Origin of the sequence: Chryseobacterium sp. AG363 (assembly GCF_003610675.1) — a bacterium.
In the GTDB taxonomy this organism is placed as follows: domain Bacteria; phylum Bacteroidota; class Bacteroidia; order Flavobacteriales; family Weeksellaceae; genus Chryseobacterium; species Chryseobacterium cucumeris.
In genome coordinates, this window is record NZ_RAQF01000002.1 from 2,624,010 (window position 1) to 2,649,987 (window position 25,978).

Below are 25,978 nucleotides of genomic sequence, written 5' to 3' on the forward strand. Positions count from 1 at the left end.
AAGTCGGCTTTGAAATTAAAGACCGGCTTTTTTATTTCCCTACATTTGAAAAAATTTATTTTGTTTATGAGATTAATCACTTACAATGTCAACGGAATCAGAGCTGCTTTCACAAAAGATTTTCTGGGCTGGCTGAAAATTGCAGATCCGGATATCATCTGTATTCAGGAGAGTAAAGCAGGAAACGATCAGATAGATATCGAAAGTCTTGAAAAATTAGGATATCACAGTTATTGGCATTCTGCAGTAAGAAAAGGTTACAGTGGAGTCGGAATTGCTTCAAAAATAAAGCCTAATCATGTAGAGTATGGTTGTGGTATAGAAAGCTATGATAATGAAGGAAGAATCATCCGTGCCGATTTTGACGGATTTTCTGTAATATCCGTATACGTTCCTTCTGCATCTAATATTGAAAGACTGGATTTTAAAATGCAGTTCTGCCATGACTTCCTTGAGTATATCAAGAATTTAAAAAAAGAAATTCCTAACCTTGTTATATCCGGTGATTTTAATATTTGCCATGAAGCTATCGATATTCACAACCCTGTCGGTTTAAAAAATGTTTCAGGATTTCTTCCCATGGAAAGAGAGTGGATGACCAGTTTTATCAATGAGTGTGAACTGATTGACAGTTTCAGATTCTTTAATAATGAACCGGATAATTATACATGGTGGAGCTACCGACAAAATTCAAGGGAAAGAAATAAAGGCTGGAGGTTAGATTATAACTTCACTTCCTACAGTTTAAAAGATAAGCTTACAAGGGCTGTTATTTTAAAGGAAGCTGTACATTCTGACCATTGTCCTGCTCTATTGGAATTAGATGTATAATCAATGCTATATTTATCCATACAAAAAGCCAGCTTATTCAGCTGGCTTTTTTTTAATTTAAATCATAAAATTAATCGACAATTTCATATTCGACCGGAATAGTACCATGGTTGATATCTCCGATCTCATCGAACGCAGCTTTAGACATGTCTAAAGATCTTGATGAATGGTAAGGCCCTCTGTCATTAATTCTCACTATTACCTCTTTACCATTTTTAAGGTTGGTTACCTTAACGTTTGTTCCAAATGGAAGCGTTCTGTTTGCCGCAGTGAATTTTGAGTTATCAAAGATTTCTCCGCTGGCAGTTTTTCTACCGTTAAATTTATCGTGGTAGTACGATGCATAACTTGTTTTTTTCGCATCTAAGGCATTACTTGTAAAAGAGTAAACACCTAGGGTTGAAATCATCATTATGATTACGAGAATGAATCTTTTCATCATTTTGAACTTTTATTGGTTTTGACGGAGCAAATGTATCAGGAATCTTTATAAAACCCTATTCAATATGTTAAAAATAGTTAATAAAAATACAACAAAATGTTAAAAATCACTGTAATTCCTTATGGATAGGGCATTTAGATCACCGTGTTAAAAAGTGTTAAAAAAATGGTTAAAAAGTTAACATAATTAACTAATTTACACATAATTTAAAATTTGAAAATACAAAACACTCTGAAAATCAATTTATTAAAAAATACCTATTGTTAAGATTTTAATCCAATAAAATAATTTTAAATTTAAAATTATTAAATCCAGGATTTGAAGAAAATGACTATCAGAAGATGGTAAGCCCTATCCTGTCAAATTTCTGAATTAGATTTTAACATCTATAGATAGTGTTAAAATTTCAAAGCTTGATCTTACTTAAAAAAAAATAGCCGGAAATTTTAAAAAATTATCTCCATATCATTTATCATCATCAAAAATAAAAGAACCTCTCATCTCTTAAAAGTAAAAAACCAATGATTTCTCATTGGTTTTTTGTTATGTAATTAATAAATTTCTTTATTTTAAGTATTCTAGTACATAATCATACGTTCCACTAGGATACACTACAGACATACTTGGAGATCCTGTAACAGCAGCTCCGGTAGATGTATCATATGAATACAATTCTCTGGAGTATACTGTGTTAGTTCCTGCTTTATAAATAGTAATTCCGTACATAGCAGTAATTCCGGAAGGAGCAGGAATTGTTACTGCAGTAGTTGTACCGTTTGCAGCAAAAGTTCCTTTTATACCATAAATCTGTGCATTATTTACTTGTCTGTTTGTAACAGTTTCAGTAGTAAGGATATTTTCTTTACCACTACCACCTAATGGCAACCATTGCCCGGAAGCAGAAGAGAATGCAGGTGTTGGAGTAGGATTACTGAAATAGTAAAAACCTACACTGACAGGTTGATTACCAATACCAGAACCTGTAGCAGGAGTAGTACCCGCAACAGAGTTATATACGATCATACCATCATATGCTGTAGGAAACTTTAATGCATTGGTTACCTGTGTAACAAATGTAAAAGTAGTTAAGTTTGTTCTAGGAACAGATAAACCTTTTCCTAAGTTGTTGGATGAAGGGAAACTTGAAGCATCTAAGTAAACTGACTCTCCACCTATGGTTGCATTAATTGTATTATTTGTTTTGATCTGTGCATTAGAAAAGATACCCACAGCTAACAATACAAGAGCAGAAATTTTTTTATTTGTGTTCATTTCACTATTATTTTAAATTATAAACTTGTGCAATACCATGCACCACTGATGAAAGTATACTCTAATGCCGAGCCTGATACTGCCGGCGAAGTAGTTGTACTAGAGTGAACACCAGTAACACTAAATCCAGCACCACCTGTAGCATCAACAATTCTGAATTTATCTCCGGCAACTGAAGTTGCTACTGGAGGAGCTGCAATAGTTACATTCGTAGTTACCAACATTGATTCATTCTTGTTAATAGAAGTCGATTGTGAAACGTTAGTATATCCAGTAGCTGTAACAGCACCAATGATAGGCTTCCATTCAGGAACTGAATTATCAAAATAATAGAATCCAGGGCCAGTAATTTTAACTTTTCTTGCACCTGTACCTGTTCCGGAAGTAATGTAAACAATAGCTCCGTTTTGAGGCGCAGCATATGTTCCACTAGTATCATCCTTAGCGGATAATTCTGCTGCTGTCATACGAGGGACTAGTAAGGCATCAGGTCTAGCATTGTCTGTAGTATTTGCTACTACGTCTAATGTTGCGGCAGGTGTGGTTGTGTTAATCCCCACTCGCCCCTGTTGAGCCTTAGAAACGGCCGAAAGGCCAACAAGCATAATTGCTGTTAATAAAAATTTTTTCATAAGTTTTTAAAGATTTTTAATTACATTTTTTTCATCAATATTTCCAAAAAAGAAGATACATCTCAACTTGTGAACACTGAATTAAAATAAAATATTCAAATAACTATTTCAATAATTTTAGGGTTTATTTCAATGATTAACTTGCTGAAATCACATGATTTAAAAATATTGCTTCTTGCGCAAATTTAAGACATAATTTTCGATTTTAAATACATTATAATGGAAAATTAAAAAATCTTAATTACACAAAATATTAACAAATTGATTATCAATTAAATAAAAACCTACTACCGAGAAAATTCTATGTTAATTTTCGTTAATGAGTCAGCTTGAAAAATGCTATTTTTAACTGATTAATAAGCGTTTAGCTAAACCAATTCTCCGTATAAGTCAAATTCTTCAGCGGAGGTAATTTTAACATCTGCAAATTCACCAATAGAAATATAAGTATCTTCTGCTGAAACCAAAACAGTATTATCAACATCCGGAGAATCATACTCTGTTCTTCCGATAAAATAATTTCCTTCTTTACGGTCAAAAATACATCTGAATACTTTACCTATTTTTTCCTGATTCTTTTCCCATGAAATCTGAGACTGAAGCTCCATTATTTCTTCTACTCTTGCTTCTTTTACTTCCTGTGGAATATTATCTTCCAAAACATGGGCAGTAGTGTTTTCTTCGTGAGAATAGGTAAAGCATCCTAATCTGTCAAACTTCTGCTCTCTTACCCAGTCTTTAAGCTCCTGAAATATCTCTTCTGTTTCTCCAGGATATCCAACGATAAGCGTTGTTCTGATCGCCATATCAGGAACTTTCTCTCTGAATTTTCCTAAAAGGGCATCTGTTTTCTCATGGGTAGTTCCTCTCTTCATAGATTTCAGTAAGTCTGAATTGATATGCTGAAGAGGAATATCGATATAGTTACATACTTTAGGTTCTTCGCGGATAATATCAAGAACATCTTCAGGGAAACCGCTAGGGAAAGCATAATGAAGACGAATCCATTCTATTCCTTCTACTTTTACCAATTCTTTTAAAAGATCACCCAATGCTCTCTTTTTATAAAGATCAAGACCATAGTAAGTAAGATCCTGAGCAATAAGAATTAACTCTTTTGTCCCTTTTTTGGCCAGTTTCTGAGCTTCTGAAACCAGTTTTTCGATGGGTGTCGAAATATGCCCTCCTCTCATCAATGGGATTGCACAGAAAGAACAAGGTCTGTCACAGCCTTCGGAAATTTTAAGGTATGCGTAATGTTTTGGAGTTGTTGTTAATCTTTCTCCTACCAGTTCGTGTTTATAATCTGCTCCAAGATGCTTTAAAAGTATCGGAAGATCTCTTGTTCCGAAATATTGGTCTACATCCGGAATCTCTTTTATCAAATCCGGTTTATATCTTTCAGATAAACATCCTGTAACGAATACTTTCTCGACCTCACCTCTGTTTTTAGCATCAACATAATCAAGGATGGTATTGATAGACTCTTCTTTCGCATTATCAATAAATCCGCAGGTATTGATGACCACAATGTCCCCACGGTCTTCGTGAACCACTTCTTTGCCATTGGCCTTCAGCTGGCTCATTAATACTTCAGAATCATATACATTCTTGGAGCATCCAAGAGTGACTACATTGATTTTCTTCTTCCCTACAGATTTTGTACGCATCGTTTTGATTTTGAGTCTGCAAAGATACAAAATATTGGAGAGTTAGGATTAAAAAATAAAAACCACTTTATAAAAGTGGTTTTCAGGGATATACTTTAAAAGTTTTTTTCTTTAAATCCAGGGGCATTCTGGTCTTTATCTGAAAGTATGGCATCTTTTTCATCTACTTTCCAATCGATATCAAGATCAGGATCATTGAATTTCACACTTCCTTCTGACTCTTTGTTATAAAAATTATCACACTTGTAAGAAAATACAGCATGGGTACTCAATACAGAAAAACCGTGTCCGAAACCTCTCGGTACATAAAGTTGTAATTTATTTTCAGCAGTAAGCTCTATTCCGAACCATTTTCCGAATGTAGGAGAATCCTCTCTAAGGTCTACAGCCACATCCCAAACGCTTCCTTCAAGGCAGGATACCAATTTTGCCTGGGCATGTTCTCCTTTCTGAAGATGCAGTCCTCTCAATACTCCATAGGAAGATTTAGAAATATTATCCTGCACAAAGTGCCCGTTCATTCCGGTAAGTTCCTCAAATTTTTTTTCGTTGAACTTTTCAAAGAAGTAGCCTCTTTCATCTTCAAATATGGTAGGCTCTATGATGTAGCAGTCTTTAAGCGGGGTTTCTTTAATTTTCATAATAGTTAAAAACTCTATTTCAATGTGGTTATTAATGTTTTAAACAAGATCTTTATATCGTTTTTGAAAGACATACTTTCAAAATACTCCAGATTCATTTTTACTTTGTTTGGAAATACTACTTCATCATTATAAGCTAAAGGATCTTCCTGATTTTTCAGAAGATATTCTTCATCTCTATATTTAATACTTGCTTCACAGGTAAGCCCAGGTTTGAGTTCCAAAACTTTCCTGTCTTCTCCGACAAGTTTATCATAATATCCTTCAATATCAGGTCTGGGACCTACAAAACTCATATCACCTTTTACAATATTAAACAATTGCGGAAATTCATCGAGCTTAAATTTTCTGAGAGCCTGCCCAACTTTTGAACATGTTCTCTTATGTTCATGAATTGTTTTAATCTTAAAAATGGTAAATGGTTTTCCATATTGCCCTATTCGGGTCTGAAAAAAAATCCCATTAGAAGATGTATCCAAACTTGCAATCACAAATAAAATAATCAGTACAGGCATAAGAAAAAGGATCAATATTGCCGCTAAGGCAAAATCAAAAACTTTTTTCCAATATTTATACTGATTCATTAAATTTAAATAATATTAAAGTCCAAAGTAAGAATGAACAACCTTTGCTATTCTTTCTCTGTCATCATCAGACAGATTAGAACCTGAAGGGAGACATAATCCGTTATCAAAAAGTTTTTCTGAAACATTCCCACCATAGTAAGGAGAAGTTTCAAAGACCGGCTGTAAATGCATTGGTTTCCAAAGTGGTCTTGATTCTATATTGTCTTCTAAAAATGCATGTCTCAGACCTTCTCTGTCCTTTCCTGTAATTTCCGGATCAACGATCACTGCGGATAACCAGTGGTTGGAATAAAAATCATCATTCGACTCTGAAAATACAGTTACCCCTTCAATATTGCTGAAAAGGTCAACATAGAAATTGTGCATTGCTCTGCGGGCAGCCACTCTGTCCTTAAGCACTTCCATCTGTCCTCTTCCTATTCCTGCCACAATATTGCTCATTCTATAGTTGAAACCAATGTGCGAATGCTGATAGTGAGGTGCATTGTCTCTGGCTTGTGTAGAAAGGAAAACCGCTTTATCTTTATCTTCCTGAGTATGACAAACCAAAGCTCCACCTCCTGAAGTGGTAATGATTTTATTTCCATTAAAACTTAAGATTCCAAAACGGCCGAATGTTCCGCAAGCCTGCCCTTTGTAAGTTGAGCCAAGGGCTTCAGCAGCATCTTCAATCACAGGTATCTGGAACTCCTGAGCAATGGCTGTTATTTCGTCCATTTTTGCCGGCATACCATACAGGTGTACTACAATGATTGCTTTAGGCTTTGTTCCTTTCTGAATTCTGTCTTCGATGGCTTCTCTTAGTGCTTTCGGGCACATATTCCATGTAACCGGTTCACTATCCACAAAAACAGGTGTTGCTCCACAATACGCGATGGGATTGGCTGAAGCAGAGAAAGTCATGGATTGGCAGATTACCTCATCACCATGTACAACTCCACACTCGATAAGAGCAAGGTGTAATGCTGCAGTACCCGCAGAAAGAGCAGCTACTTTTGCGTTTCCACCTAAAAACTGCTCCAGATCATTTTCAAATCCGTTAACATTAGGGCCTAACGGAGCTACCCAATTTTCTTCAAACGCTTCGTTGATATATTTTTGTTCATTCCCTCCCATATGTGGCGAGGACAGCCAGATTTTAGTATTCATATTTTTGATTCGTAACTTTTATATAATATTTTTCTTGATAATTCTACCCGGATTTCCTACAACCACTGAATAATCAGGAACATCGTTAATGATGACCGCTCCGGCACCTATTACACACCATTTTCCTATTTTAATTCCCTGGATTACCGAAGCTCCTATTCCAATCTGAGAACCTTCTCCTACTTCTACTCCTCCGGCAAGTGCTGAATTGGGTGAAATATGAACAAAGTCTTCAACCACACAATCATGATCTACAGATGCATTGGTATTGATGATACAGTGTTTTCCAATGGCAGTATCAGCATTGATTACGACTCCGCCCATGATTACTGTTCCCTCTTCTATATTCACAGAAGCAGAAATTATTGATTTTGGATGTATTAAAGTACCCATCTCACTCTTCATCTGTTCTGCAATCTTTTTACGGATAAGATTATTTCCAATTGAAATAATAAGTTTTTCCTTATCGTCTGGTAAATTATTCAAGACTGGAAATCCGTAGCATTCCTTTTTAGTAACATCCTGATCTATGAATGCCTTAATTTTTATATCATTAGCAGCAGCAATATCTGCTATTACTTTACCGTGTCCGCTTGCTCCGAATAAATACATTATTTTTATTTTCCTTTAAAAGGTTCTATGGTAACGTGTCCATCTGCTGAAATACCTTCTCTTATAAATACTTTCTTTATCGTAAGAAATATTATTCTCAGATCCAGCATAAAGGATACATGGTCCACATACCAGACATCTAAATTAAACTTTTCTTCCCAGGAAATAGCATTTCTACCGTTAATCTGTGCCCAGCCGGTAATTCCGGGTCTCACTTCATGTCTTCGTGCCTGATGTTCATCATATAGGGGCAGATACTGTACCAATAATGGCCTTGGGCCTATTAATGCCATATCTCCTATCAAAACATTAATCAGCTGAGGAATTTCATCTATGGATGTTTTACGGACAAATGATCCTACTGTCGTAAGTCTTTCTGCATCTGATAGCAGATTACCATCAGAGTCTGTTTTGTCATTCATCGTTTTGAATTTTATAATGGTAAAAATTTTACCGTTTTTCCCCGGTCTTCTCTGCAAGAAAAAGGGCTTCCCTTCATTTGCGATAGCCAAAGCAACAAAAAAAACAATAAATATAGGGCTAATTATAAGCAAACCGGTTAAAGCTAATATAAAATCAAAAACTCTTTTTACAAAAACACGATACATCTTTTTTTTCTCTTTATTTTTAAGCGTTAATAATTTTGTGATAGGATTGTTGTACCTGAAATTCTCTTTCCAGAAATCTTCTGCTATTTTCTCTCATTTCTTCAAAATCTTTCGTATCCATTTCTACAAATTTATCTATAGCTTTTATCATCTCCTGAAGATTTGCTGAATCCACAGCTATTCCACAATTATTCTTAACTACATCTGTTCCGATGTCTGTACAAGAGTCTGTAGCAGTAAGGACCGGCAATTTAAACTCAAGATATGAGAGTAAACGTGATGGATAATTCGGGATGGTAAAATCTTTATGCAGGAAAATCAGTCCAACATCACAGGACTGTACCAGCAGGTCATAATCAGTTTTTGGAATGGCAGATAAAAGTAATGCGTTTTTGGGACGGAAAGTATCAAACCATTTCCTCATTCTGCCAAATTCTGTTCCTGAACCCACTATCACAAAAAACAATCTGTCATCTTCAGCTTTAGCCTTTAAGGTTTCTATCACAAAATCAATACCCTGCGGTTTTCCCAGGTTTCCACCATAGATAAAGATTTTTCTGTTTTCCGGGATGCCATACCTGGCGTGAATTTCTTTATATTGGTATACAAATTCTTTATTTAAAGGCAGGAGCTCAATAGCATTTGGATTTACCTCCAGTTTTTCTTTAGGAATAAAAGGATTATGCTCCATCACAAATTTTAGATTGGCATCAGACATACACCCAATTTTATCTGAAATCAAATATAATTCTTTTTCTTTATTTCTAAAGTAGTTGTACAGTAATCCTTTTTTGGACATCAGCTGCATATCCACAGCATTTTGAGGAAAGATATCCTTTAGAAGCAGATATGTTTTAGCCTGATCTCTTTTTTTGATATATTTAATAAGGTTCGTAAAAGTAATAGGAGGTGTGGCATAAATAACCAAATCAAATTTTACATCTGACAAGTGTTTATTGATGGCTCTCAGAAAGAGTTTATCGATTGTTAAGGTAGAAATTCCCTTTTCAATAAAGTTCGTTTTCTGGATATTAAGTGTTTTTACATTCAGAAAAACAGTATTCCCTTCTTTTTTCACTTTTGTTTCTTGATTTTCACATCTTTCAACAGGGGAAACTATATACAGATAGTGCCCATGCTGGGAAAATTCCCGCATTAAATCTTGATAAATACCACGTTCTTTTAAGGTATTTATCTTCACTAAGGTAAGAAACATTATATTCATAATTTACTCCAGACTACTCTGTTAACGTAATCGGTATAGCTTACAATAATTCTAACCGTTTTTTCTGATACATTGGGCATAGAATAATCTGCCACAAGCCTGTAGTTTCTATTTTCTCCTGTTTGCTGCTGCTTAAGCTGTACCAACCCCTGTAAAATTCTCTCAGGAGATAATCCCACCATCATAACAGAAGCTTCTTCCATAGCTTCAGGTCTTTCATGTGCTTCTCTGATGTTAAGTGCTCTGAAATTAAGGATCGAAGATTCTTCTGAAATGGTACCGGAATCTGAAAGTACAGCATAACTTCTCATTTGAAGAGCATTATAATCATGGAAACCAAGTGGTTTCAGAAACTGGATTTCAGATCTCACCTGAACCTGCATTTTATCAATCATATTTCTTGTTCTGGGATGAGTTGAAAAAATGATTGGATATTGATATTCTTCTGCAATTGCATTAAGGCTGTCTATGAGCCCCTTGAAATTTTTATCTGAATTAATATTTTCTTCTCTATGGGATGATACTACAAAATACTTTCCTTCTTCAAGATTTAATCGAGTAAGAACATCGGAATTTTTAATTCTGGGAAGATAATGATTCAGAACCTCGTACATCGGGGATCCGGTTTTAATGATTCTGTCGGCAGGAAGACCTTCTCTTAAAAGATATTCTCTGGCAATATCAGAGTATGTTAAATTAACATCTGAAATATGATCAACAATTTTCCTGTTCGTTTCTTCGGGAACTCTTTGATCAAAACACCTGTTTCCAGCTTCCATGTGGAAGATCGGAATCTGTCTTTTTTTAGCGGGAATAGCGCATAAACACGAGTTTGTATCTCCCAGTACTAAAAACGCATCTGGTTTTACTTCCTCGAGAAGCGGATCTATTTTAACCAAAATGTTTCCAATTGTCTCTGCAGCAGTTTTTCCTGCTGCTTCCAGGAAATGGTCAGGTTTTCTTAAGCCTAAATCGTCGAAAAAGATCTGGTTAAGTTCATAGTCGTAATTTTGTCCTGTATGGACTACAATGTGTTCTATTGCTTCAGAAGTATCTAAAGCGGCTAACACTCTTGATAATCTAATGATTTCCGGCCGTGTGCCCACGACTGTCATTACTTTTAATTTCATCATATGGTTATAAAAAAGTTATTCTTATAAAATGGAGAACTACAAAGGTAAAAAACGCGAGTAAAGTTTGCGAGAACAACCTGTATTTGTTTCTCAATTTTTCATCGTTATTAATAAAAAAAGGATAAAAAATGATTAATGAAGCTAAAAACCAGGATAAATAGGCAAACCTATGAGCGTGATTTACTCTTACCAAAAATAAAAATATAGTATTTGTAAAAATAAAGACATTCACTATCCTATGATAAGTGATATCTTTTATCTTTTCAATGAATATAAAATAATAAGAAATTGCCATGATAACCGAACTATAGGCAATCAGATCCCAACGGAATACCTGCTCATCAATATTTTCTATAAAATATTGTGCTCTTTCATCCGGGATTAAGTTGGCAACAGTATGTTCAATTTCAATTCCAAAAAAATAAGAAGCAGGAATTGCCAATCCCCAAATCCAATAGAATTTTCTATCAACTTTGCTTATCAATCCTGAGAAGATATATACCAATACCGGAAGTCCCAAAGAAAAATGAGATCCAAATGCTAGTAACATGAGTAAAGACTTCCACCATTTGTTTTTAATAAAAACCGCATATAAAAACATGACAGATGCCATCCCTTGTCTGATACCATATACATTATAATTCCAGTAATAAAGGGAAGCTATATGACAGATAAAAAATAATATCCAGTGCTTTTTAGAAATATGTTTTGATACCAATACCAACAGTGCTACCGATACTAAACCACATAAGATAAAAAAACCTCTTTCATTGGTAATATATGAGGTAAACAAAATAAAATACCCGAAAAACAAATCCTTATTCGGCATTGGTGAAATTCCTTCTACACGTGCTATATCAAAGAATTCCCTATACATTTCGGAGTCTGTGAAACCTGTGATACCTACGGGTCTGAAACCAATAAGGATAACTAAAAACAGAGGAATAAGATAGAAATAGCCTGTATTTCCATCTATACTGAGTAACCGTTTTTTTGAATAACTATCTATCACAACTGCTGTAACCAGCAATGATGTAAACAGATAGAATACAATTGAAAAAGCAACCGGTGTATACATTTATTTATACTTTTACGAAATATGTATCAGGGTCTTCCGGGTTGAATGCTTCGTTAATCCAAAAAATGGTATAAAGATCTTCATTTCCTATATTCTTAATATTATGGGTATACCAGATAGGCATATCTACATAAGCGGGCTCATCCCCTTTCAAATAAAAATCGAAGACTTCTTCAGTATCAATTTTTCGCAACTGAATAAGTGCTTCTCCTTTTATTACTGCAAACCTTTCAATTTTTCTGGTATGAAAATGGTCTCCTCTCGTAATTCCGGGAACTGTTGTAGAGAATGAACACTGACCGCCTATTCCAAGTCTGATTACCTCTACAAAAGCTCCTCTCGGATCTGTATGTTGTGTGAATTTGACAGGATAATGGTTTTTAATATCAAAATAACAACGGAAAGTATTAAACAGGTTCAGATCAAAAGCTGATGTAAGCTGTGGAACCTCACCATTATCAAAATATAATTTTTTATAATTTTCAAGTTTTAACAATACTTCAGAGACTTTATTTACTGAAGTATGCTCTACTTCGTAAAACTCTTTAGAATCTGACGCTTCTATCTGGCCGATGATTTCCTGTACGAGCTCTCCTACGTAGATTAGCTTCACTTCGCCGTCATTATCAATAACAGGGGTTTCACCATGTGTAAGCTTGTAACAGAAGGTGGCAACGAAAGAATTATAGTTTGGCTTTCCAAAAGGTCCAAAAACATTAGGAATAATCATTCCTGTAAATTTTCCGCCAGCTTTTTTTGCCCAGTCTGCCAAAAGCATTCTTCCTTCTTTTTTCGATTTTCCATATAGGTTGTCTCTTTCTTCCTGAGAAGATGATGAAAATAAAACATGAGCCTTTGATTCTGTTCGTTCCAAAGAATCTATTAATTTCCTTACGAGTTCAATATTGTTACTGAAAATCACTTCAGGATCCGGATGACGGTTCATTGCTGCAAGATGTACAATGACATCACATTGTTTTGCAAATGCATCCAGCTGATCCGGATGATCAAAAAAAGATCTGTCAAACTCAATCCTTTTGTACTGCTCAGGTTTTAGCCCCAGTGTATTGTACAGATATGATCCTACAAAACCGTTTTGTCCGGTTATTCCTATTTTTATCATCATTACATATTTTCAAAATAATCCAAAGGGAAACGATGGTCATCATCAATTTCACCTAAAGAATAGTTTACCATTACTAAAAGTTTCGATCCCTTTTCTTTTGCCTGAATTGCGGAGGCGTACCCTGCCGGCATATGAAGTACATCCAATTTTTCGTCATTCAACTCAAAAGTAAGAATCTGAAGATCTTTTGAGGGTTCTCCCCAGTGATCAATTTTCACCAATTTAATAATAAAAGCTCCCTGGATGGCTGTAAGCCAACGTTGTTCTGTCTTATGTCCAGCCCATCCTCTTATATAGTCGATATTATTATTCTCAATGCAATATATTCTTTTTATTGAAGAAGCATTATAATTATTATTGAAAAACAGATTTCCTCTTTCATCAGCATATTTTCCGCCCTCAATAATTTCCGGATTATTCATTTTTTTAGTCCGGATATTGCATTACATCTTCTCCTAATACTTCTTTTCTGATCAAAGGAAGCTTCAAAAGAAGTTTTTTCATTCCTTCTACATCTTGCTGATTCGTATTATGAGAATGATAATCTTCTATTTTTGAAATGTCTTTCATACCCTCTGAAAAATACTTATCATAATTAAGATCTCTGTTATCTGCAGGAATTCTATAGAAATCTCCCATATCTTCTGCCTTCAGCATTTCTTCACGTGTACAAAGAGTTTCATAAAGCTTTTCCCCATGTCTTGTTCCAATTACTTTTATCGGACTGTCTGCTTTAAACAATTCTTTAAGAGCCTGAGCCAGATCACCGATAGTTCCTGCCGGTGCTTTATTGACAAACAGGTCTCCAGTATTTCCATTTTCGAAAGCAAATAAAACAAGTTCAACAGCTTCCTCCAATGACATTAAAAATCTCGTCATCTTTGGATCTGTAATAGTAATAGGTTCACCGTTTTTAATCTGTTTAACAAATAATGGAATCACAGAACCTCTGGATGCCATAACGTTTCCGTATCTCGTAAGACAAACTGTTGTATTTTTCAGATTTCTGGAGGCTGCTACTACTACTTTTTCCATCATTGCTTTGGAAATCCCCATGGCATTGATAGGATAGGCTGCCTTATCCGTACTCAAACAAATCATTTTCTGAACATGATTTGCTTCAGCTGCATCAATTACATTCTGTGTTCCTTCTACATTGGTTTTTAATGCCTGCATAGGGAAAAACTCACACGAAGGTACCTGCTTCAGGGCTGCAGCATGAAAAACATAGTCTACTCCTCTCATAGCCAGCTCAATACTTCTGTAATCTCTTACATCTCCGATATAAAATTTCAGTTTATCATTTTTAAATTGATTTCTCATATCGTCCTGTTTCTTTTCATCACGGGAAAAAATACGGATTTCTTTAAAATGATCGGTATTGATAAATTTTCTTAGAACGGCTGTTCCGAAAGAACCTGTTCCTCCAGTAATTAGTAATACTTTATTATGAATATTCATAGAAAATTTTTATTATATTATTATAATGACTGATAAAAGAATAGCTGTTCTTAAAATGTTTCTGAGCATTCAGACTCATTCTTTTAAAGTCTTGTTCATTCACGTTACTGATCATTTCTGCAATAGCCTCAGGATCGTTATAATTTACAAAAAAACCTGTTTCTTTATCCAAATTCATATACTGAATGTCTCTGTATTGGGTTGTAATCAACACACAGCCATTCTTTAATCCTTCTATCAGAGATATAGGCTGCCCTTCTGCATTATAATTGGTAGGTAGAATCAAAAAGTCAGCATTCTTTAAAATCTGATCTTTGGCTTCTCCCTGAACCAATCCTTTATAGACAACATTGTCTTCCAGCTTATTTTCTTTCACAAAATTATGAAAGTAATCTTTTGCTTTTTCAACGCTGTCAAAAGTCACATCATCCGAGTTACTTAAAAAGTTTCCACAGAAATAAACCTGCGGAAAAATATTATATTTTTCTTTAAGGATCAGGGACGAATGTAAAACATCCAAATAGCCTTTACTCTCAATAAGATTAGAAAGATACAGGATCACCGGTCTGGTCGGATTATATTTTTTTTCTATTGACTCGTCGTTATCAAATTCCGGAATTCCATTAGGAACTACCTTTACTTTTTCTTTATAGTTATCTACAAAATCAAAAAGATCAGTATATACTCTGGACAAAACAATAATACAGTCACATTGGTCGTATGTTTTTTTGATTATTTTCTGAAGGAAAGGAGACTGTTCAAGATAGAATGTTTTAAAATTGCCTCCATGCAGGTGGGCTACGATTTTCTTTCCGAATAATGCAGAAATCCAGACAAACATAAAATCTCTGTAAAAGCCCAGTCTGGACTGTGCTACTGCAATGTAGATCATCTTTGACTTACCTATTGTCGTTATATAAAAGTAAATCAGTTTGATGCACGCTGTAAGATATTCCAGTATCTTCTGAAAATTACTGTCGGTATCTACGCTTACTGTGATATACTTGAACGGAATCATTTGCTTTTTCAGTTCGTCCAAAAGCATATCAAAACATATAGACTGACCACTTATATTTTTAGGGGAGGATTTTACTCCCATTAAAACAAATTTCATCTTTGTAGTTTTATATTACCCGGGCTAAAAATTCTGATAATAACAAATACAATTACCAGGGTAATAGAGTTAATAATAATATTAAGAAGACCAATATTCGAAAAGGCAACAGATCCCGAAATAAAGAGCGTATAAAAATAAATATATTTAAATCTTCCTTTTTTACATCCCTGATAGAGAGTATTAGCAATTCCTCCAAGAAAAAAGTAAGCCAATAACAGTCCTATAATTCCAAAGTTCATATAGGCTGCATAATTACCTACAGGAAAGGAAGTCATATAATCATCATCTACACGGTAAGGTTTATCAATAAACCGTTTTTCGTTTGACATTACTGCCAGGTAAAGTCCATCATCTCCTTTTGGTAGCTTACTTACATCGCTTCTTATAATGGGATGCAGTAAAATTTTTACTACATCTACATATCCTTCTCCATACCAGAAGCCATGTCTGTCAAACATATCTATGATAAATAAATACCTATCCAGTCCACTCATATCAGAAAGCAACTGATAAGACTGATAAGAGTTTTCATCTTTAGTTGTCATCACGGATACCAATCCTTCATTATTCCATGCTGCCGTTCCTCTGAATTTTGGGATGATATACATAACTCCGAAGAAAAGTGCCATCAATAAGATGTACTTGGGCTTAAAGAATTGTTTAATAGATGCTGGCCTTTTTATTTGTATAACAATAAAACAGAATATAAGCATGTACAATATCTGAGTACGTCCGCCGGTAAGCAGGGAAGATAACAGGAAGGTAATAAAAAACACTCCCAGGTTGATCTTTTGTACCAAGTTTAACCGGTCTCTTAAAAGATAGAGATATAATATATAATATCCGATAATCTGTTGAGTGAAATAGATATATCCCAGTTTACTTATATTTTCATTTCTATTGATAAAAATTTGAAAAAGATTGTCAAGCTGTAAGGATTTAAAGTTATAAACAGAAAGTAAGTAAAATATAATACTTAATAAAAATAACAAATTCTTACTTTGTCCCACCGTAATAATATCCAGCTTACTAATCAAAGAACTTAACATTTTTTTCAGAAAAGATACAGTCCCTACAATAAAAAAAATAATACAGCCTACATGCAAAAGAATATACTTGAACAGCAAGTTATTTAAATTATCAGTATCAACAGGTGTATAGATAATATCAGGATGCTTCACTATATAGAACATATACGGAGTAGCCAATACCGAAAAAAACAATATAATATTTATGGGTAAAAGAAAATCGTACTTTTCATACCCAAAAAATCTGTAATTCTTCCTAAAAAAGAAAAATACCAGAGTAAGAAATATTATATATAATATTATAAAAAAAGTCATCTAAGCTGTTTTAGAATTTTCTCATTGATAGAAAGAAATGCGGGCCATGAATATTTTTCTGCTGCCAGTTTTCTACATCTTGCAGGCATTCCATCCTTTTCAGAAATATTTAATATTTCCAACACTTTTAAAGCTATATTTTTAGGATCTGTAGTAGATATTCCACCTACATTTTCGTTACAATAGGTATCAAGGATCATAAATCTTTCTTCCTCATTATCAGCAAGCATAATGACTGGGACTCCTGAACTGAAAGCTTCAAGTGTTACCAGTCCTAAGTTGGGACCGTCCACAGTTTGTAAGTAAAGATCAAACATTGGAATAATTTCATTAACATTATCTATAAATGGTCGCAAAAAGACTTTATCCGATAATTGAAAATCTTTTATCATACCCAGTAGTCTTTCTTTTTCAGGACCTTCTCCATAGATAACACCTATTGTATCTTCATCCTCAATATGCCTGAAGGCTTCTACAAAAAGATCAACCCTTTTTATAGGATAGAGTCTGCAACATATTCCAACAATCCTCTTATTTAGAGGTAAATTAAACTGCTCTCTGTCTTTTTTATCGGCAACATTAAATTTATTAATATCTACAGGGAGCCTGTTGATTATTACTTTCGAAGGATCTACCTTATTTTTTTGCTTTAGCTGTAAAGATAGGTATTCACTCAACCCGATAAAAATGTCCGTACTTCTATTAGGCAGTTTAGTTTTCCAGATAAATTTTTCTTTGGCATCTGCATTTTCATATACATGCATGGTTATATATATGATTTTAATTTTTTTATTAAAAATTTTTAATAACCAAAAAACCAGTGCAGAATCAGGCTGGCTACAGTATATTGTATCAATATTATGATCCTTAAGGTATTTTTTTACTTTAAAGATCTTTGAAAGCATTTTAAAAGTATTGGTTCTATCAGAATCATCAAACTGATGTATTTTTTTTCTATCAATAGCAGGGAAACGTTCCAGTAAATCCATATTGCGTGAAAAAACAGCATAATGCAGATTATCATACTGCTGCTCCAAATTTTCGAATAACTGTGCAGAAAAACTTTCTGCCCCTCCAAAACACAGTGTATTAGAAACAATCAATATGTTATTCATTTCCTTTTAAAATTTGTTTGTTAATAATATACATAGAAATACCAAATAAGCTACCACACCAAAGTATATTATATCCCAAAAAAGCAATTACAGACCCCGTAAGACCAAAATAAAACGTAAACGGATAATATAATAATGCTGCAACAACAATCATGAATACTGAAAAATACAAGGCCACTTTATTTTTATCCATCACTGTAAATAGGTAATTGTAAGGTATCTGGATGAAATAAACCAAAATTGAAATTAAAGATAGTTTCAATAACCACAAGTGGTTCATATCAAAATTCTTGAAGAGATAATTGATGTAGTCTGAAACAAAATAAGAAATCAATAAAATAATAAGTCCTGCAGCAAATAATGGAACTGCAAGTTTTATTGAATTTATTTTTAGCCTTTGAAGTGACACTTTATACCATTCTACCTGCTTATTAATCAAAAAACTACTGATTGCACTTGTAAAAATAGAAAATATCCCCAGAATAGTAATAATTATACTAAACAGACCAAAATCCTCTGGGCTGCATATCTTTTTTACAATAAATAAATTCAGCCTTGCAGATAATAAGTATATGGTGCTGCTCATTAACAGGGGCAATGTTCTTTTAAAAAGATCAGTCTGATAAGTATCAAGAAATATGATTTTTTTAACAATTCCCTTTTCAAAAAAAAGAAGAATAAAATTGACCAAACACCAGATTATACTGTTGAATAAAAATATATAGCTGATCTGATGGAGATCAAACCCCTTATAAATCCCAAGAATGACAAAGGATATAAGGCTTATATAGTGCATGCTTTTTAATATTGAAAATTTTAAAATTTCCTCCTTAGAAAGCAATGTATAATAATAAGTTTCAGACAAAGAATCGATTCCTCTGGAAACTATCATTAACAGTACTATTTCGCTGAAAAGGTTTAGTTCCAATAGTACAAATGAAATAATAAATACAGATAATGAAATCAGGATTCTAATGATATATAAAGATATGGCATATTTATCCCTAAGTGCTGTCTTCAGTACAAAATCACGCCGCATAGTTGTTAACAAGGCAACAGCTAAAACACTGGAAACCAACTGCCCCACAGTATTAGCAAATGTAAGTTCTCCAATTTCTGCTAGAGATGCTTTCTTGGAAAAAGAGATCAGGATAACAAAAACTGAAAATCCGGCAATATACTCCGGTGCAGACATCAACAGCATATTTTTGAAAGCTCTAACTTTATGTTTCATAAATCTCCTATTTAGTCTGATTTCTCAGAATATTCCTTTGCAGGATTACCTTTTACCATTTTATTATCTCCAATGTTACCAACCACATTGCTTCCTATACCAATAAGACTTCCATTGCCTATCTTTACTCCATTTCTGAAATTTGAAGAAGCTCCTAAATAGCAGTTCTCTCCGATGATGACATCTCCACAAATAGTATTATTCGCTGCAACCAAGGTATAATCCCCGATTTTAGAATCATGATGAACAACAGTATTAGGGAGAATACAAATATGATTTCCTATTTCTGCGTTTGCAGTAGCTACAACTCCGGCCATAATAAGGACGTTTTTTCCTACCTTTACATTCTTTCCGATAACAGCTTTAGGATGGATAAGTGTTGTAAATCTGTCAGTCTTTATTTCAAGTCCATCAATTATTTGCTTTCTTTTTTTATAAGAATCAGGACTGCCATTGACAGCCAGGACTTTAGCTTCAGGAAATTCCTGAAATGCCTCTCTGCTATAAATTTTAATGCCATACTGTTCCGTTCCGATCATCGAAGGATTATCAGAAATAAAACCTATACAACACTGTTCTTCAGACAGACAGTCTAATGCCTCAATACCAGTCCCGCTATAAGGAAATATTAATATTTCTTCTTTAGTTTTCAATAGATTTAAAGTATTCAGCTGTTCTTAAAATACCTTCTTCAAGATCTACTTTTGCTTCAAAGCCTAAAATTTCTTTTGATTTTGCTACACTTGGGATTCTCATTTCAATGTCTGCACTAAGAGCATCTTTGAAGATGATTTTACTGTTGCTCTTCAGTACTCTGCATACAGATTCAGCCAGTCCCAGTGTTGTAATAACCGTTCTCTGGTTACCCAAATTGAAGCTTTCTCCGATAGCTTTCGGGTCTTCAATACATCTGATCAGGCAGTCTACAAAGTCATCAACAAAGCACCAGGCTCTGATTGCCGTACCGTCTCCATAGATATAGATATCTTCATTTTTAAGCGCTTTTTTGATGAAAATCTGTAAAGCACCTTCCCCGGTTTGTCCAGGACCATATACGTTGAAAGGTCTTACAGTAACCACCGGAAGTTTATGCTGCTTGTAATACGCGTGAGCCAAATGTTCTCCGGCAAGCTTACTTACTGCATATACCCATCTTGCTTCTCCTACGCTTCCTGCAACCGCAGTGTCTTCTTCTCTACTTTTGAAAGCGTGGCTACCAAAAATTTCAGAAGTACTGAAGTCTACAAATCTGTCTTTTATTCCGTTTATTTTTGCTGCTTCCAACGCATTCGCAGTTCCGATCATGTTTACGCTCATTGTTCTTACCGGATCTTTGATTACAGTATCAATACCTGCAATACCTGCTGCGTGAACAACAACGTCAGCACCTTTCATGCTTTCTGTTAAAAATGCTAAGTCTAAAACATCTCCTTTGATGACCGTCAAATTCTGGTGATTTGCTAACCCGCTTGAACTTAATGTATCTCTGTGAAAGTTATCATACACCACAATTTTATTATTCTCTATGTAATGTTTAATCAGAGTATTGGCAATAAATCCTGCACCTCCGGTGATAAAAATCGTTTTGTTAGTTATCATTTTAAATAAATTTTTTTTGATTCGTTATATTGTTATATTCTGTTGACTATTTGCGAAATTTTGAAGACTGTATCTTCTGTCAGTTTTTCATACAATGGTAAGGCAATTCCCTTAGAATATGCCCTGTAAGCATTCGGGAACTTTTCTCTATAATCCAGATTGTATTTGTCTGCATAGTATTTCATAGCAGGAATACATTGAGCTCCGTAGTTTGCCCCAATTTTATTACTTCTTAAAAATTCAAGCACTTCATTTTGCTGTAAACTGTCGTCGATTAAGACGTGAAAAGTCTGCCATGTATGGTTTCTTCCTTCAGGCACTACAGGTAATGTGATCTTTGGGTTATTAATTTCCGATAGATACACCTCTGCCAAAGTTTGTTTCATCGCAAGGATATTATCCAGTCTCTGGATCTGGCTGTGAGCCAGTGCTGCCTGAAAGTCCGTCATTCTATAGTTGTATCCTGCTTCTACAAATTCCATTCTGCCATCCTGCATTTCAATACCATGATTTCTAAGTATTCTTACCTTAGCTGAATACCCGGGATTATTCGTTGTCAGAATTCCTCCTTCACCGCTGGTAATACTTTTACGTGGATGTAATGAGAATGAACCGAAATCACCAAATGTCCCTACTTTTTTGTTATTCTGAGTTGCTCCCAAAGCACATGCAGCATCTTCAATAACATACAGATTATGCTCGCGGGCAATATCCATTACACTTTCTATGTTGCAGGCTAAACCAAACTCATGAACCGGGATAATAGCCTTTGTATTCGGAGTAATAGCCTCCTTTATTTTATTGACATCAATATTAAATGTATTCTCATCAATATCCACAAAAATACATTTTGCACCTACCAGTTCCACTACATTAGCTGTAGCTACATAACTGAATGCAGGTACGATGACTTCATCACCAGCACCAATTCCTAATGTAATTAATGCCAGGTGCAAAGTAGAAGTTCCGTTACTCAGAGCTGAAGCATATTCTGCTCCCAAATAATCAGAGAAGAAAGTTTCTAATAAACCTACATTCTCTCCCTGCACCAGCATTCCTGATTTTAAAACCCCCACAACACGGTTAATATCTGTTTCATTAATATCCGGACTTGCCAGCGGAACAAAATTTGACAACATAATTATTTTTTTAATTGATAAATCCTTTCAATAATATCTACTACTTTCAACCCTTCCAAAGCATTGGTTGTAATAGTATTTCGTCCTTTTAACACGTCCACTACATTTTCAATAATATAGTGATGGTTGGCTGCAGAACCTTTATATGCGCCATAGTCATTTCCGGGATTAGTAGGAGGAAGTTCCGGCATTACATAATCTTTCACATTGCATAACTCTACTTTATCCATATACTGACCACCAATTTTAATAGAACCGTTTTCAGCAATGATAATCATAGAACTTTCAAGATTCTGATTCCATACGGAAGTAGAATAATTTAATGCTCCCATACCTCCGTTTACGAAATCGAAACTAATAAATCCTGAGTCTTCAAAATCTGTAAGAGTCTGGTGATTAAAATCAGCAAATTTTGCCTGTATATTAGTAATGTCGCCGAACAACCAGTACATAATATCTATAAAATGAGAAAACTGGGTAAATAATGTTCCACCATCCAGATTTTTCTTTCCGTGCCATGATTCCGGTTTGTAATATCGGTCATCACGATTCCAGTAGCAGTTAAGCTGCACCATGTATATTTCACCTAATTTTCCGTTTTCTACCATCTCTTTTACCCAGGCAGAAGGTGGAGAATATCGGTTTTGCATTACAGCAAAAACCTGTTTGTGTTTGTGCAGAGCCTGAAAAATAAGTTTTTCCGCATCTTGCTTGTTTAAAGTCATTGGTTTTTCCACAACAATATGCTTTCCGGCATCAATTGCTTTATAAGATTGTTCAAAGTGGAATCCGTTGGGAGTAGCGATATTGATAACATCTACTTCTATTCCTGATTTCAAAAATTCATCTAATGACTCAAAAAAAGGAACATCATAGCTTTCAATTCCTAAAGCAGATTTATCCTTTATGTCTATAAGAGCTACAAGCTCACATTCAGAATTTCTTGTGATCATTTCGGCATGTCTCTTTCCGATATGCCCGCAGCCCACTACTGCAAATTTTATTTTTTCACTCATTTGCATATTTAAATTTTTGAAACTTTATTATTTTCTAATTTGTATTTTTCTCCACTTTCTTCACAAATGGCCATATTTTCTGCGTCAAACTGAAGTCTATGCCCAAATTCACTCATCCATCCCATTTGTCTGGCAGGGTTTCCTACTACCAATGCATAATCCGGTACTTCTTTTGTAACTACAGCTCCTGCTCCGATAAAAGAATACTGACCAATATTATGGCCACAAACAATCGTTGCATTAGCTCCTATGGAAGCTCCTTTTCCTACATGTGTTTTCAGATATTCATTCTTTCTGTTTACAGCACTTCTTGGATTGATTACATTGGTAAAAACCATTGAAGGACCTAAGAAAACGTCATCATCACATGTTACTCCTTCATAGATCGAAACATTATTCTGAACTTTTACATTCTTTCCCAAAACGACTTTAGGTGAAATGACAACATTCTGTCCAATATTGCATTTTTCGCCCAAAATGCAACCTGTCATAAGATGTGAAAAGTGCCAAATTTTGGTTCCGTTTCCTATTTGACATCCATCGTCAATAACGGCCGTTTCGTGTGCAAAAAAATCCGACATATCTGCTTTATATTAATTAAAATAATTCTTAATTTCTGTAATAATAATATCCAGTACTTCCTGGTCAAATTCTGTATGTACAGGAAGAGAGATCACTTCTTTGCAAAGCTGCTCTGTAACCGGAAGACTAAAACCTTCTTTCGCATATTGAAGAAAAGCTTCCTGTTTGTAAAGAGGCAAAGGATAATATATCATACTTGGAATATTCTTTTCTGCCAGATATTTTTGTAATCCATCTCTTTTTCCATTTTTCACTCTAAGGGTATACTGATGAAATACATGGGTAGAATTCGCAGCTCTTTTAGGAGTTTGAATTTCTGATATACCAGCAAGATTTGTATCATAATAATCCGCCATTCTGTTTCTGGAAGCTGAATACTCATCCAAATGCTTAAGCTTAACTTTCAATACAGCAGCCTGTATGGTATCCAATCTTGAGTTACAACCTAAAACTTTGTGGTAGTATTTCTTTTCCTGGCCGTGATTGGCAATCATTCTGATTTTGAAAGCCAGTTCATCATCATTCGTCATCAAAGCACCTCCATCACCATAACATCCCAGATTTTTTGACGGAAAAAATGACGTACATCCAATATGTCCGATAGTTCCTGTTTTTTTAACAGTTCCATCAGAAAATGTATAATCAGAGCCGATTGCTTGAGCATTATCTTCTATAACAAAAAGGTTGTGTTTTTCTGCAAATTTAAGAATTTGTTCCATATCAGCACTTTGACCATATAAATGAACAGGAACAATTGCTTTGGTATTGGGGGTAAGATATTTTTCAAGACCTTCCAGCTGTATATCAAAAGTATCTTCGTTTACGTCTACCATTACAGGTTTTAACCCTAAAAGACCAATAACTTCCGCAGTTGCTACGTAAGTGAAAGCAGGACAGATTATCTCATCACCAGGCTGCAGATTAAGGGCCATCATGGCTATTTGAAGAGCATCTGTTCCATTGGCACATGGAATAACATGTTTTACTCCAAGATATTTTTCGAAATCGTATTGAAATTCTTTTACAGCAGGGCCATTAATGAATGCTGTATTGTCTATGCATTCCTGGATACCGGCGTCTATATCTTCCTTTATTTTCAGGTACTGACCTTTAAGATCTACCATTTGAATTTTCATATTTTAGTTTTTTGAGTGCGTATAGGGGTACGTTTTTAACTTATGATAAGTTCACTGATTTTATTTCCTATCGAAAGGCAAGATGTAGCTGCAGGAGAGGGAGCATTTCTAACGTGAATAATATTTCCATTTTTCACGATATCAAAATCATCAATCAATCCTCCATTTCTGTCGCAAGCCTGTGCTCGTACTCCTGAACCTCCTGGCACAAGGTCATTTTCCTGTATTTCCGGTAAAAGTTTCTGAAGGGCTTTTGTAAAGGCGGATTTGGATAGTGAACGGTGCATTTCCCCCATTCCTGTTTTTCCGTATTTCGCTACAATTTTTCTAAATCCCGGCCATAGCATCGTCTGCAGAGCTTCATTGAAGTTGAAATCGAAAAAATGGTATCCTTCTTTTTTGAAAGCCAGCACTGCATTAGGACCGGCTTCAATATTACCATCAATCATTCTGGTAAAGTGGACTCCAAGAAATGGAAAACTAGGGTCTGGTACCGGGTAAATGAGATGTTTTACCAGATATTTTTTTTCATCTTTGATTTTAAAATATTCTCCCCTGAAAGGAATAATGACCACATCATTTTTTTCGTTGGTCATTTTGGTGATCTTATCAGAATACAATCCTGCACAGGAAATAAGTTTTTGGGTCTTAAATTCAGAAATATTGGTGTTTACAATAATTTCAGATCCTTTATCAATAATGTTTTTTACTTCATTATTAAATCTTACTTCACCACCTGCTTCTTCAAAAAGTTCTTTTATTTTTTTGGCGATTCCCGGATAATCAATAATTCCGGTTTGTGGTACTTTGATTGCTCTTATTCCTTCACAGTGGGGTTCAATTTCACGAAATTCTTCTCTGGAAAGATATTTTAAATTCTGAAGTCCGTTTTCAACTCCTCTTTTATAAATATTATCTAAAAGCGGTAATTCTTTCTGTGAGGTGGCTACAATTATTTTTCCGCAAAGATCATATTGTATGCCATGTTTCTCGGCAAAGTTAATGACCGAGTTATAGCCTTCAATACAATTTTTAGCTTTAAGGCTTCCAGGTTTATAATAAATCCCGCTATGGATTACTCCACTGTTATGTCCCGATTGGTGCAATGCCACATCATTTTCTTTTTCCAAAATGAGAATCTTAGAATCAGGATTTTTCAGTTGAGTCTGATAGGCTGTAGCCAATCCTACCAAACCCGCACCAATGATTATGATATCATAGTTCATGATC

At 34.7% G+C, this 25,978-nt stretch carries 27 protein-coding genes; 1 reads left to right on the forward strand and 26 read right to left on the reverse strand.

All coding sequences use genetic code 11. From position 1 onward, the window contains the following. The first annotated feature begins 66 nt into the window (after positions 1 to 66). Positions 67 to 831 (forward strand): exodeoxyribonuclease III, encoded by a 765-nt coding sequence (locus tag DEU39_RS11860; protein ID WP_120232051.1) that lies wholly within the window; start codon positions 67 to 69, stop codon positions 829 to 831. 70 nt (positions 832 to 901) lie between these two features. On the opposite strand, the gene DEU39_RS11865 is transcribed toward DEU39_RS11860, so the two are convergent. From DEU39_RS11865 to lhgO, 26 genes are all read right to left on the reverse strand, one after another. Next, positions 902 to 1,273 carry a septal ring lytic transglycosylase RlpA family protein gene (locus DEU39_RS11865; protein ID WP_062674044.1) on the reverse strand — a complete coding sequence of 124 codons (372 nt, stop codon included), beginning with the start codon at positions 1,271 to 1,273 and terminating at the stop codon, positions 902 to 904. A gap of 564 nt (positions 1,274 to 1,837) precedes the next feature. Continuing rightward, positions 1,838 to 2,545 carry a hypothetical protein gene (locus tag DEU39_RS11870; RefSeq protein WP_062674042.1) on the reverse strand — a complete coding sequence of 236 codons (708 nt, stop codon included), beginning with the start codon at positions 2,543 to 2,545 and terminating at the stop codon, positions 1,838 to 1,840. Positions 2,546 to 2,562: 17 nt separating this feature from the next. After that, complete coding sequence (locus DEU39_RS11875) at positions 2,563 to 3,150, reverse strand: hypothetical protein (RefSeq protein ID WP_147367586.1); 588 nt, start codon at positions 3,148 to 3,150, stop codon at positions 2,563 to 2,565. Between the two features lie 395 nt (positions 3,151 to 3,545). Continuing rightward, on the reverse strand, positions 3,546 to 4,847 hold the full coding sequence (gene rimO, locus DEU39_RS11880) for a 30S ribosomal protein S12 methylthiotransferase RimO (protein WP_062674038.1): 1,302 nt from the start codon (positions 4,845 to 4,847) through the stop codon (positions 3,546 to 3,548). 95 nt (positions 4,848 to 4,942) lie between these two features. Then, positions 4,943 to 5,488 (reverse strand): dTDP-4-dehydrorhamnose 3,5-epimerase, encoded by a 546-nt coding sequence (rfbC, locus tag DEU39_RS11885; RefSeq protein ID WP_034699135.1) that lies wholly within the window; start codon positions 5,486 to 5,488, stop codon positions 4,943 to 4,945. Positions 5,489 to 5,502: 14 nt separating this feature from the next. Continuing rightward, complete coding sequence (locus DEU39_RS11890) at positions 5,503 to 6,072, reverse strand: sugar transferase (RefSeq protein WP_062674036.1); 570 nt, start codon at positions 6,070 to 6,072, stop codon at positions 5,503 to 5,505. 15 nt (positions 6,073 to 6,087) lie between these two features. After that, positions 6,088 to 7,224 carry a DegT/DnrJ/EryC1/StrS family aminotransferase gene (locus DEU39_RS11895; RefSeq protein WP_120232053.1) on the reverse strand — a complete coding sequence of 379 codons (1,137 nt, stop codon included), beginning with the start codon at positions 7,222 to 7,224 and terminating at the stop codon, positions 6,088 to 6,090. An 18-nt stretch (positions 7,225 to 7,242) separates the two neighbouring features. Beyond that, positions 7,243 to 7,836, reverse strand: a complete 594-nt coding sequence (locus tag DEU39_RS11900; RefSeq protein ID WP_120232054.1) for an acetyltransferase — start codon at positions 7,834 to 7,836, stop codon at positions 7,243 to 7,245. A 5-nt stretch (positions 7,837 to 7,841) separates the two neighbouring features. After that, positions 7,842 to 8,444 carry a sugar transferase gene (locus tag DEU39_RS11905; protein ID WP_120232055.1) on the reverse strand — a complete coding sequence of 201 codons (603 nt, stop codon included), beginning with the start codon at positions 8,442 to 8,444 and terminating at the stop codon, positions 7,842 to 7,844. Between the two features lie 19 nt (positions 8,445 to 8,463). After that, entirely contained in the window at positions 8,464 to 9,669 is a 1,206-nt protein-coding gene (locus tag DEU39_RS11910) for a glycosyltransferase family 4 protein (protein ID WP_120232056.1), read from the reverse strand. Next, complete coding sequence (wecB, locus tag DEU39_RS11915) at positions 9,666 to 10,802, reverse strand: non-hydrolyzing UDP-N-acetylglucosamine 2-epimerase (RefSeq protein WP_120232057.1); 1,137 nt, start codon at positions 10,800 to 10,802, stop codon at positions 9,666 to 9,668. The genes DEU39_RS11910 and wecB overlap by 4 nt, the downstream gene beginning before the upstream one ends. Positions 10,803 to 10,806: 4 nt before the next feature. Next, on the reverse strand, positions 10,807 to 11,880 hold the full coding sequence (locus tag DEU39_RS11920; RefSeq protein WP_120232058.1) for an EpsG family protein: 1,074 nt from the start codon (positions 11,878 to 11,880) through the stop codon (positions 10,807 to 10,809). A gap of 4 nt (positions 11,881 to 11,884) precedes the next feature. Next, positions 11,885 to 13,003, reverse strand: coding sequence for an NAD-dependent epimerase/dehydratase family protein (locus tag DEU39_RS11925; RefSeq protein ID WP_120232241.1), 1,119 nt, complete (start codon positions 13,001 to 13,003; stop codon positions 11,885 to 11,887). Between the two features lie 2 nt (positions 13,004 to 13,005). Then, entirely contained in the window at positions 13,006 to 13,428 is a 423-nt protein-coding gene (locus DEU39_RS11930; protein WP_120232059.1) for a WxcM-like domain-containing protein, read from the reverse strand. Positions 13,429 to 13,432: 4 nt separating this feature from the next. Further along, positions 13,433 to 14,467 carry a polysaccharide biosynthesis protein gene (locus tag DEU39_RS11935; protein ID WP_120232060.1) on the reverse strand — a complete coding sequence of 345 codons (1,035 nt, stop codon included), beginning with the start codon at positions 14,465 to 14,467 and terminating at the stop codon, positions 13,433 to 13,435. After that, complete coding sequence (locus DEU39_RS11940) at positions 14,454 to 15,581, reverse strand: glycosyltransferase family 4 protein (RefSeq protein WP_120232061.1); 1,128 nt, start codon at positions 15,579 to 15,581, stop codon at positions 14,454 to 14,456. Before DEU39_RS11940 ends, DEU39_RS11935 begins: the two co-directional genes overlap by 14 nt. Next, positions 15,578 to 16,213, reverse strand: coding sequence for a hypothetical protein (locus DEU39_RS24210; RefSeq protein WP_147367587.1), 636 nt, complete (start codon positions 16,211 to 16,213; stop codon positions 15,578 to 15,580). Before DEU39_RS24210 ends, DEU39_RS11940 begins: the two co-directional genes overlap by 4 nt. 710 nt (positions 16,214 to 16,923) lie before the next feature. Then, positions 16,924 to 18,042: a glycosyltransferase family 4 protein gene (locus DEU39_RS11950; protein ID WP_120232063.1), complete on the reverse strand. Its 1,119-nt coding sequence runs from the start codon at positions 18,040 to 18,042 to the stop codon at positions 16,924 to 16,926. Continuing rightward, positions 18,035 to 19,276, reverse strand: coding sequence for an oligosaccharide flippase family protein (locus tag DEU39_RS11955; RefSeq protein ID WP_120232064.1), 1,242 nt, complete (start codon positions 19,274 to 19,276; stop codon positions 18,035 to 18,037). The genes DEU39_RS11950 and DEU39_RS11955 overlap by 8 nt, the downstream gene beginning before the upstream one ends. A gap of 11 nt (positions 19,277 to 19,287) precedes the next feature. After that, positions 19,288 to 19,929, reverse strand: a complete 642-nt coding sequence (locus DEU39_RS11960; protein WP_120232065.1) for an acetyltransferase — start codon at positions 19,927 to 19,929, stop codon at positions 19,288 to 19,290. Then, on the reverse strand, positions 19,919 to 20,875 hold the full coding sequence (locus DEU39_RS11965; protein ID WP_120232066.1) for an NAD-dependent epimerase/dehydratase family protein: 957 nt from the start codon (positions 20,873 to 20,875) through the stop codon (positions 19,919 to 19,921). Before DEU39_RS11965 ends, DEU39_RS11960 begins: the two co-directional genes overlap by 11 nt. A gap of 32 nt (positions 20,876 to 20,907) precedes the next feature. After that, entirely contained in the window at positions 20,908 to 22,014 is a 1,107-nt protein-coding gene (locus DEU39_RS11970) for a DegT/DnrJ/EryC1/StrS family aminotransferase (protein ID WP_120232067.1), read from the reverse strand. Between the two features lie 2 nt (positions 22,015 to 22,016). Further along, positions 22,017 to 23,030: a Gfo/Idh/MocA family protein gene (locus DEU39_RS11975; RefSeq protein ID WP_120232242.1), complete on the reverse strand. Its 1,014-nt coding sequence runs from the start codon at positions 23,028 to 23,030 to the stop codon at positions 22,017 to 22,019. Between the two features lie 8 nt (positions 23,031 to 23,038). Next, positions 23,039 to 23,611: an acyltransferase gene (locus tag DEU39_RS11980; RefSeq protein WP_120232068.1), complete on the reverse strand. Its 573-nt coding sequence runs from the start codon at positions 23,609 to 23,611 to the stop codon at positions 23,039 to 23,041. Between the two features lie 12 nt (positions 23,612 to 23,623). Further along, entirely contained in the window at positions 23,624 to 24,748 is a 1,125-nt protein-coding gene (locus tag DEU39_RS11985) for a DegT/DnrJ/EryC1/StrS family aminotransferase (protein WP_120232069.1), read from the reverse strand. 35 nt (positions 24,749 to 24,783) lie between these two features. Further along, positions 24,784 to 25,974, reverse strand: a complete 1,191-nt coding sequence (gene lhgO, locus DEU39_RS11990) for an L-2-hydroxyglutarate oxidase (protein WP_120232070.1) — start codon at positions 25,972 to 25,974, stop codon at positions 24,784 to 24,786. Positions 25,975 to 25,978 lie beyond the last annotated feature (4 nt).

Excerpts from the sequence above, each read along its gene's own strand:
- wecB (WP_120232057.1), bottom strand. The coding sequence starts at position 10,802 with ATGATGAAATTAAAAGTAATGACAGTCGTGGGCACACGGCCGGAAATC.
- DEU39_RS11875 (WP_147367586.1), bottom strand. The coding sequence starts at position 3,150 with ATGCTTGTTGGCCTTTCGGCCGTTTCTAAGGCTCAACAGGGGCGAGTG.
- DEU39_RS11965 (WP_120232066.1), bottom strand. The coding sequence starts at position 20,875 with ATGATAACTAACAAAACGATTTTTATCACCGGAGGTGCAGGATTTATT.
- lhgO (WP_120232070.1), bottom strand. The coding sequence starts at position 25,974 with ATGAACTATGATATCATAATCATTGGTGCGGGTTTGGTAGGATTGGCT.
- DEU39_RS11975 (WP_120232242.1), bottom strand. The coding sequence starts at position 23,030 with ATGAGTGAAAAAATAAAATTTGCAGTAGTGGGCTGCGGGCATATCGGA.
- DEU39_RS24210 (WP_147367587.1), bottom strand. The coding sequence starts at position 16,213 with ATGGCACTTTTCTTCGGAGTTATGTATATCATCCCAAAATTCAGAGGA.
- DEU39_RS11920 (WP_120232058.1), bottom strand. The coding sequence starts at position 11,880 with ATGTATACACCGGTTGCTTTTTCAATTGTATTCTATCTGTTTACATCA.
- DEU39_RS11925 (WP_120232241.1), bottom strand. The coding sequence starts at position 13,003 with ATGATAAAAATAGGAATAACCGGACAAAACGGTTTTGTAGGATCATAT.
- DEU39_RS11930 (WP_120232059.1), bottom strand. The coding sequence starts at position 13,428 with ATGAATAATCCGGAAATTATTGAGGGCGGAAAATATGCTGATGAAAGA.
- DEU39_RS11970 (WP_120232067.1), bottom strand. The coding sequence starts at position 22,014 with ATGTTGTCAAATTTTGTTCCGCTGGCAAGTCCGGATATTAATGAAACA.
- DEU39_RS11955 (WP_120232064.1), bottom strand. The coding sequence starts at position 19,276 with ATGAAACATAAAGTTAGAGCTTTCAAAAATATGCTGTTGATGTCTGCA.
- DEU39_RS11895 (WP_120232053.1), bottom strand. The coding sequence starts at position 7,224 with ATGAATACTAAAATCTGGCTGTCCTCGCCACATATGGGAGGGAATGAA.
- DEU39_RS11950 (WP_120232063.1), bottom strand. The coding sequence starts at position 18,042 with ATGAATAACATATTGATTGTTTCTAATACACTGTGTTTTGGAGGGGCA.
- DEU39_RS11900 (WP_120232054.1), bottom strand. The coding sequence starts at position 7,836 with ATGTATTTATTCGGAGCAAGCGGACACGGTAAAGTAATAGCAGATATT.
- DEU39_RS11865 (WP_062674044.1), bottom strand. The coding sequence starts at position 1,273 with ATGATGAAAAGATTCATTCTCGTAATCATAATGATGATTTCAACCCTA.
- DEU39_RS11870 (WP_062674042.1), bottom strand. The coding sequence starts at position 2,545 with ATGAACACAAATAAAAAAATTTCTGCTCTTGTATTGTTAGCTGTGGGT.
- DEU39_RS11890 (WP_062674036.1), bottom strand. The coding sequence starts at position 6,072 with ATGAATCAGTATAAATATTGGAAAAAAGTTTTTGATTTTGCCTTAGCG.
- rimO (WP_062674038.1), bottom strand. The coding sequence starts at position 4,847 with ATGCGTACAAAATCTGTAGGGAAGAAGAAAATCAATGTAGTCACTCTT.
- DEU39_RS11905 (WP_120232055.1), bottom strand. The coding sequence starts at position 8,444 with ATGTATCGTGTTTTTGTAAAAAGAGTTTTTGATTTTATATTAGCTTTA.
- DEU39_RS11980 (WP_120232068.1), bottom strand. The coding sequence starts at position 23,611 with ATGTCGGATTTTTTTGCACACGAAACGGCCGTTATTGACGATGGATGT.
- DEU39_RS11860 (WP_120232051.1), top strand. The coding sequence starts at position 67 with ATGAGATTAATCACTTACAATGTCAACGGAATCAGAGCTGCTTTCACA.
- DEU39_RS11985 (WP_120232069.1), bottom strand. The coding sequence starts at position 24,748 with ATGAAAATTCAAATGGTAGATCTTAAAGGTCAGTACCTGAAAATAAAG.
- DEU39_RS11940 (WP_120232061.1), bottom strand. The coding sequence starts at position 15,581 with ATGAAATTTGTTTTAATGGGAGTAAAATCCTCCCCTAAAAATATAAGT.
- DEU39_RS11910 (WP_120232056.1), bottom strand. The coding sequence starts at position 9,669 with ATGAATATAATGTTTCTTACCTTAGTGAAGATAAATACCTTAAAAGAA.
- DEU39_RS11935 (WP_120232060.1), bottom strand. The coding sequence starts at position 14,467 with ATGAATATTCATAATAAAGTATTACTAATTACTGGAGGAACAGGTTCT.
- rfbC (WP_034699135.1), bottom strand. The coding sequence starts at position 5,488 with ATGAAAATTAAAGAAACCCCGCTTAAAGACTGCTACATCATAGAGCCT.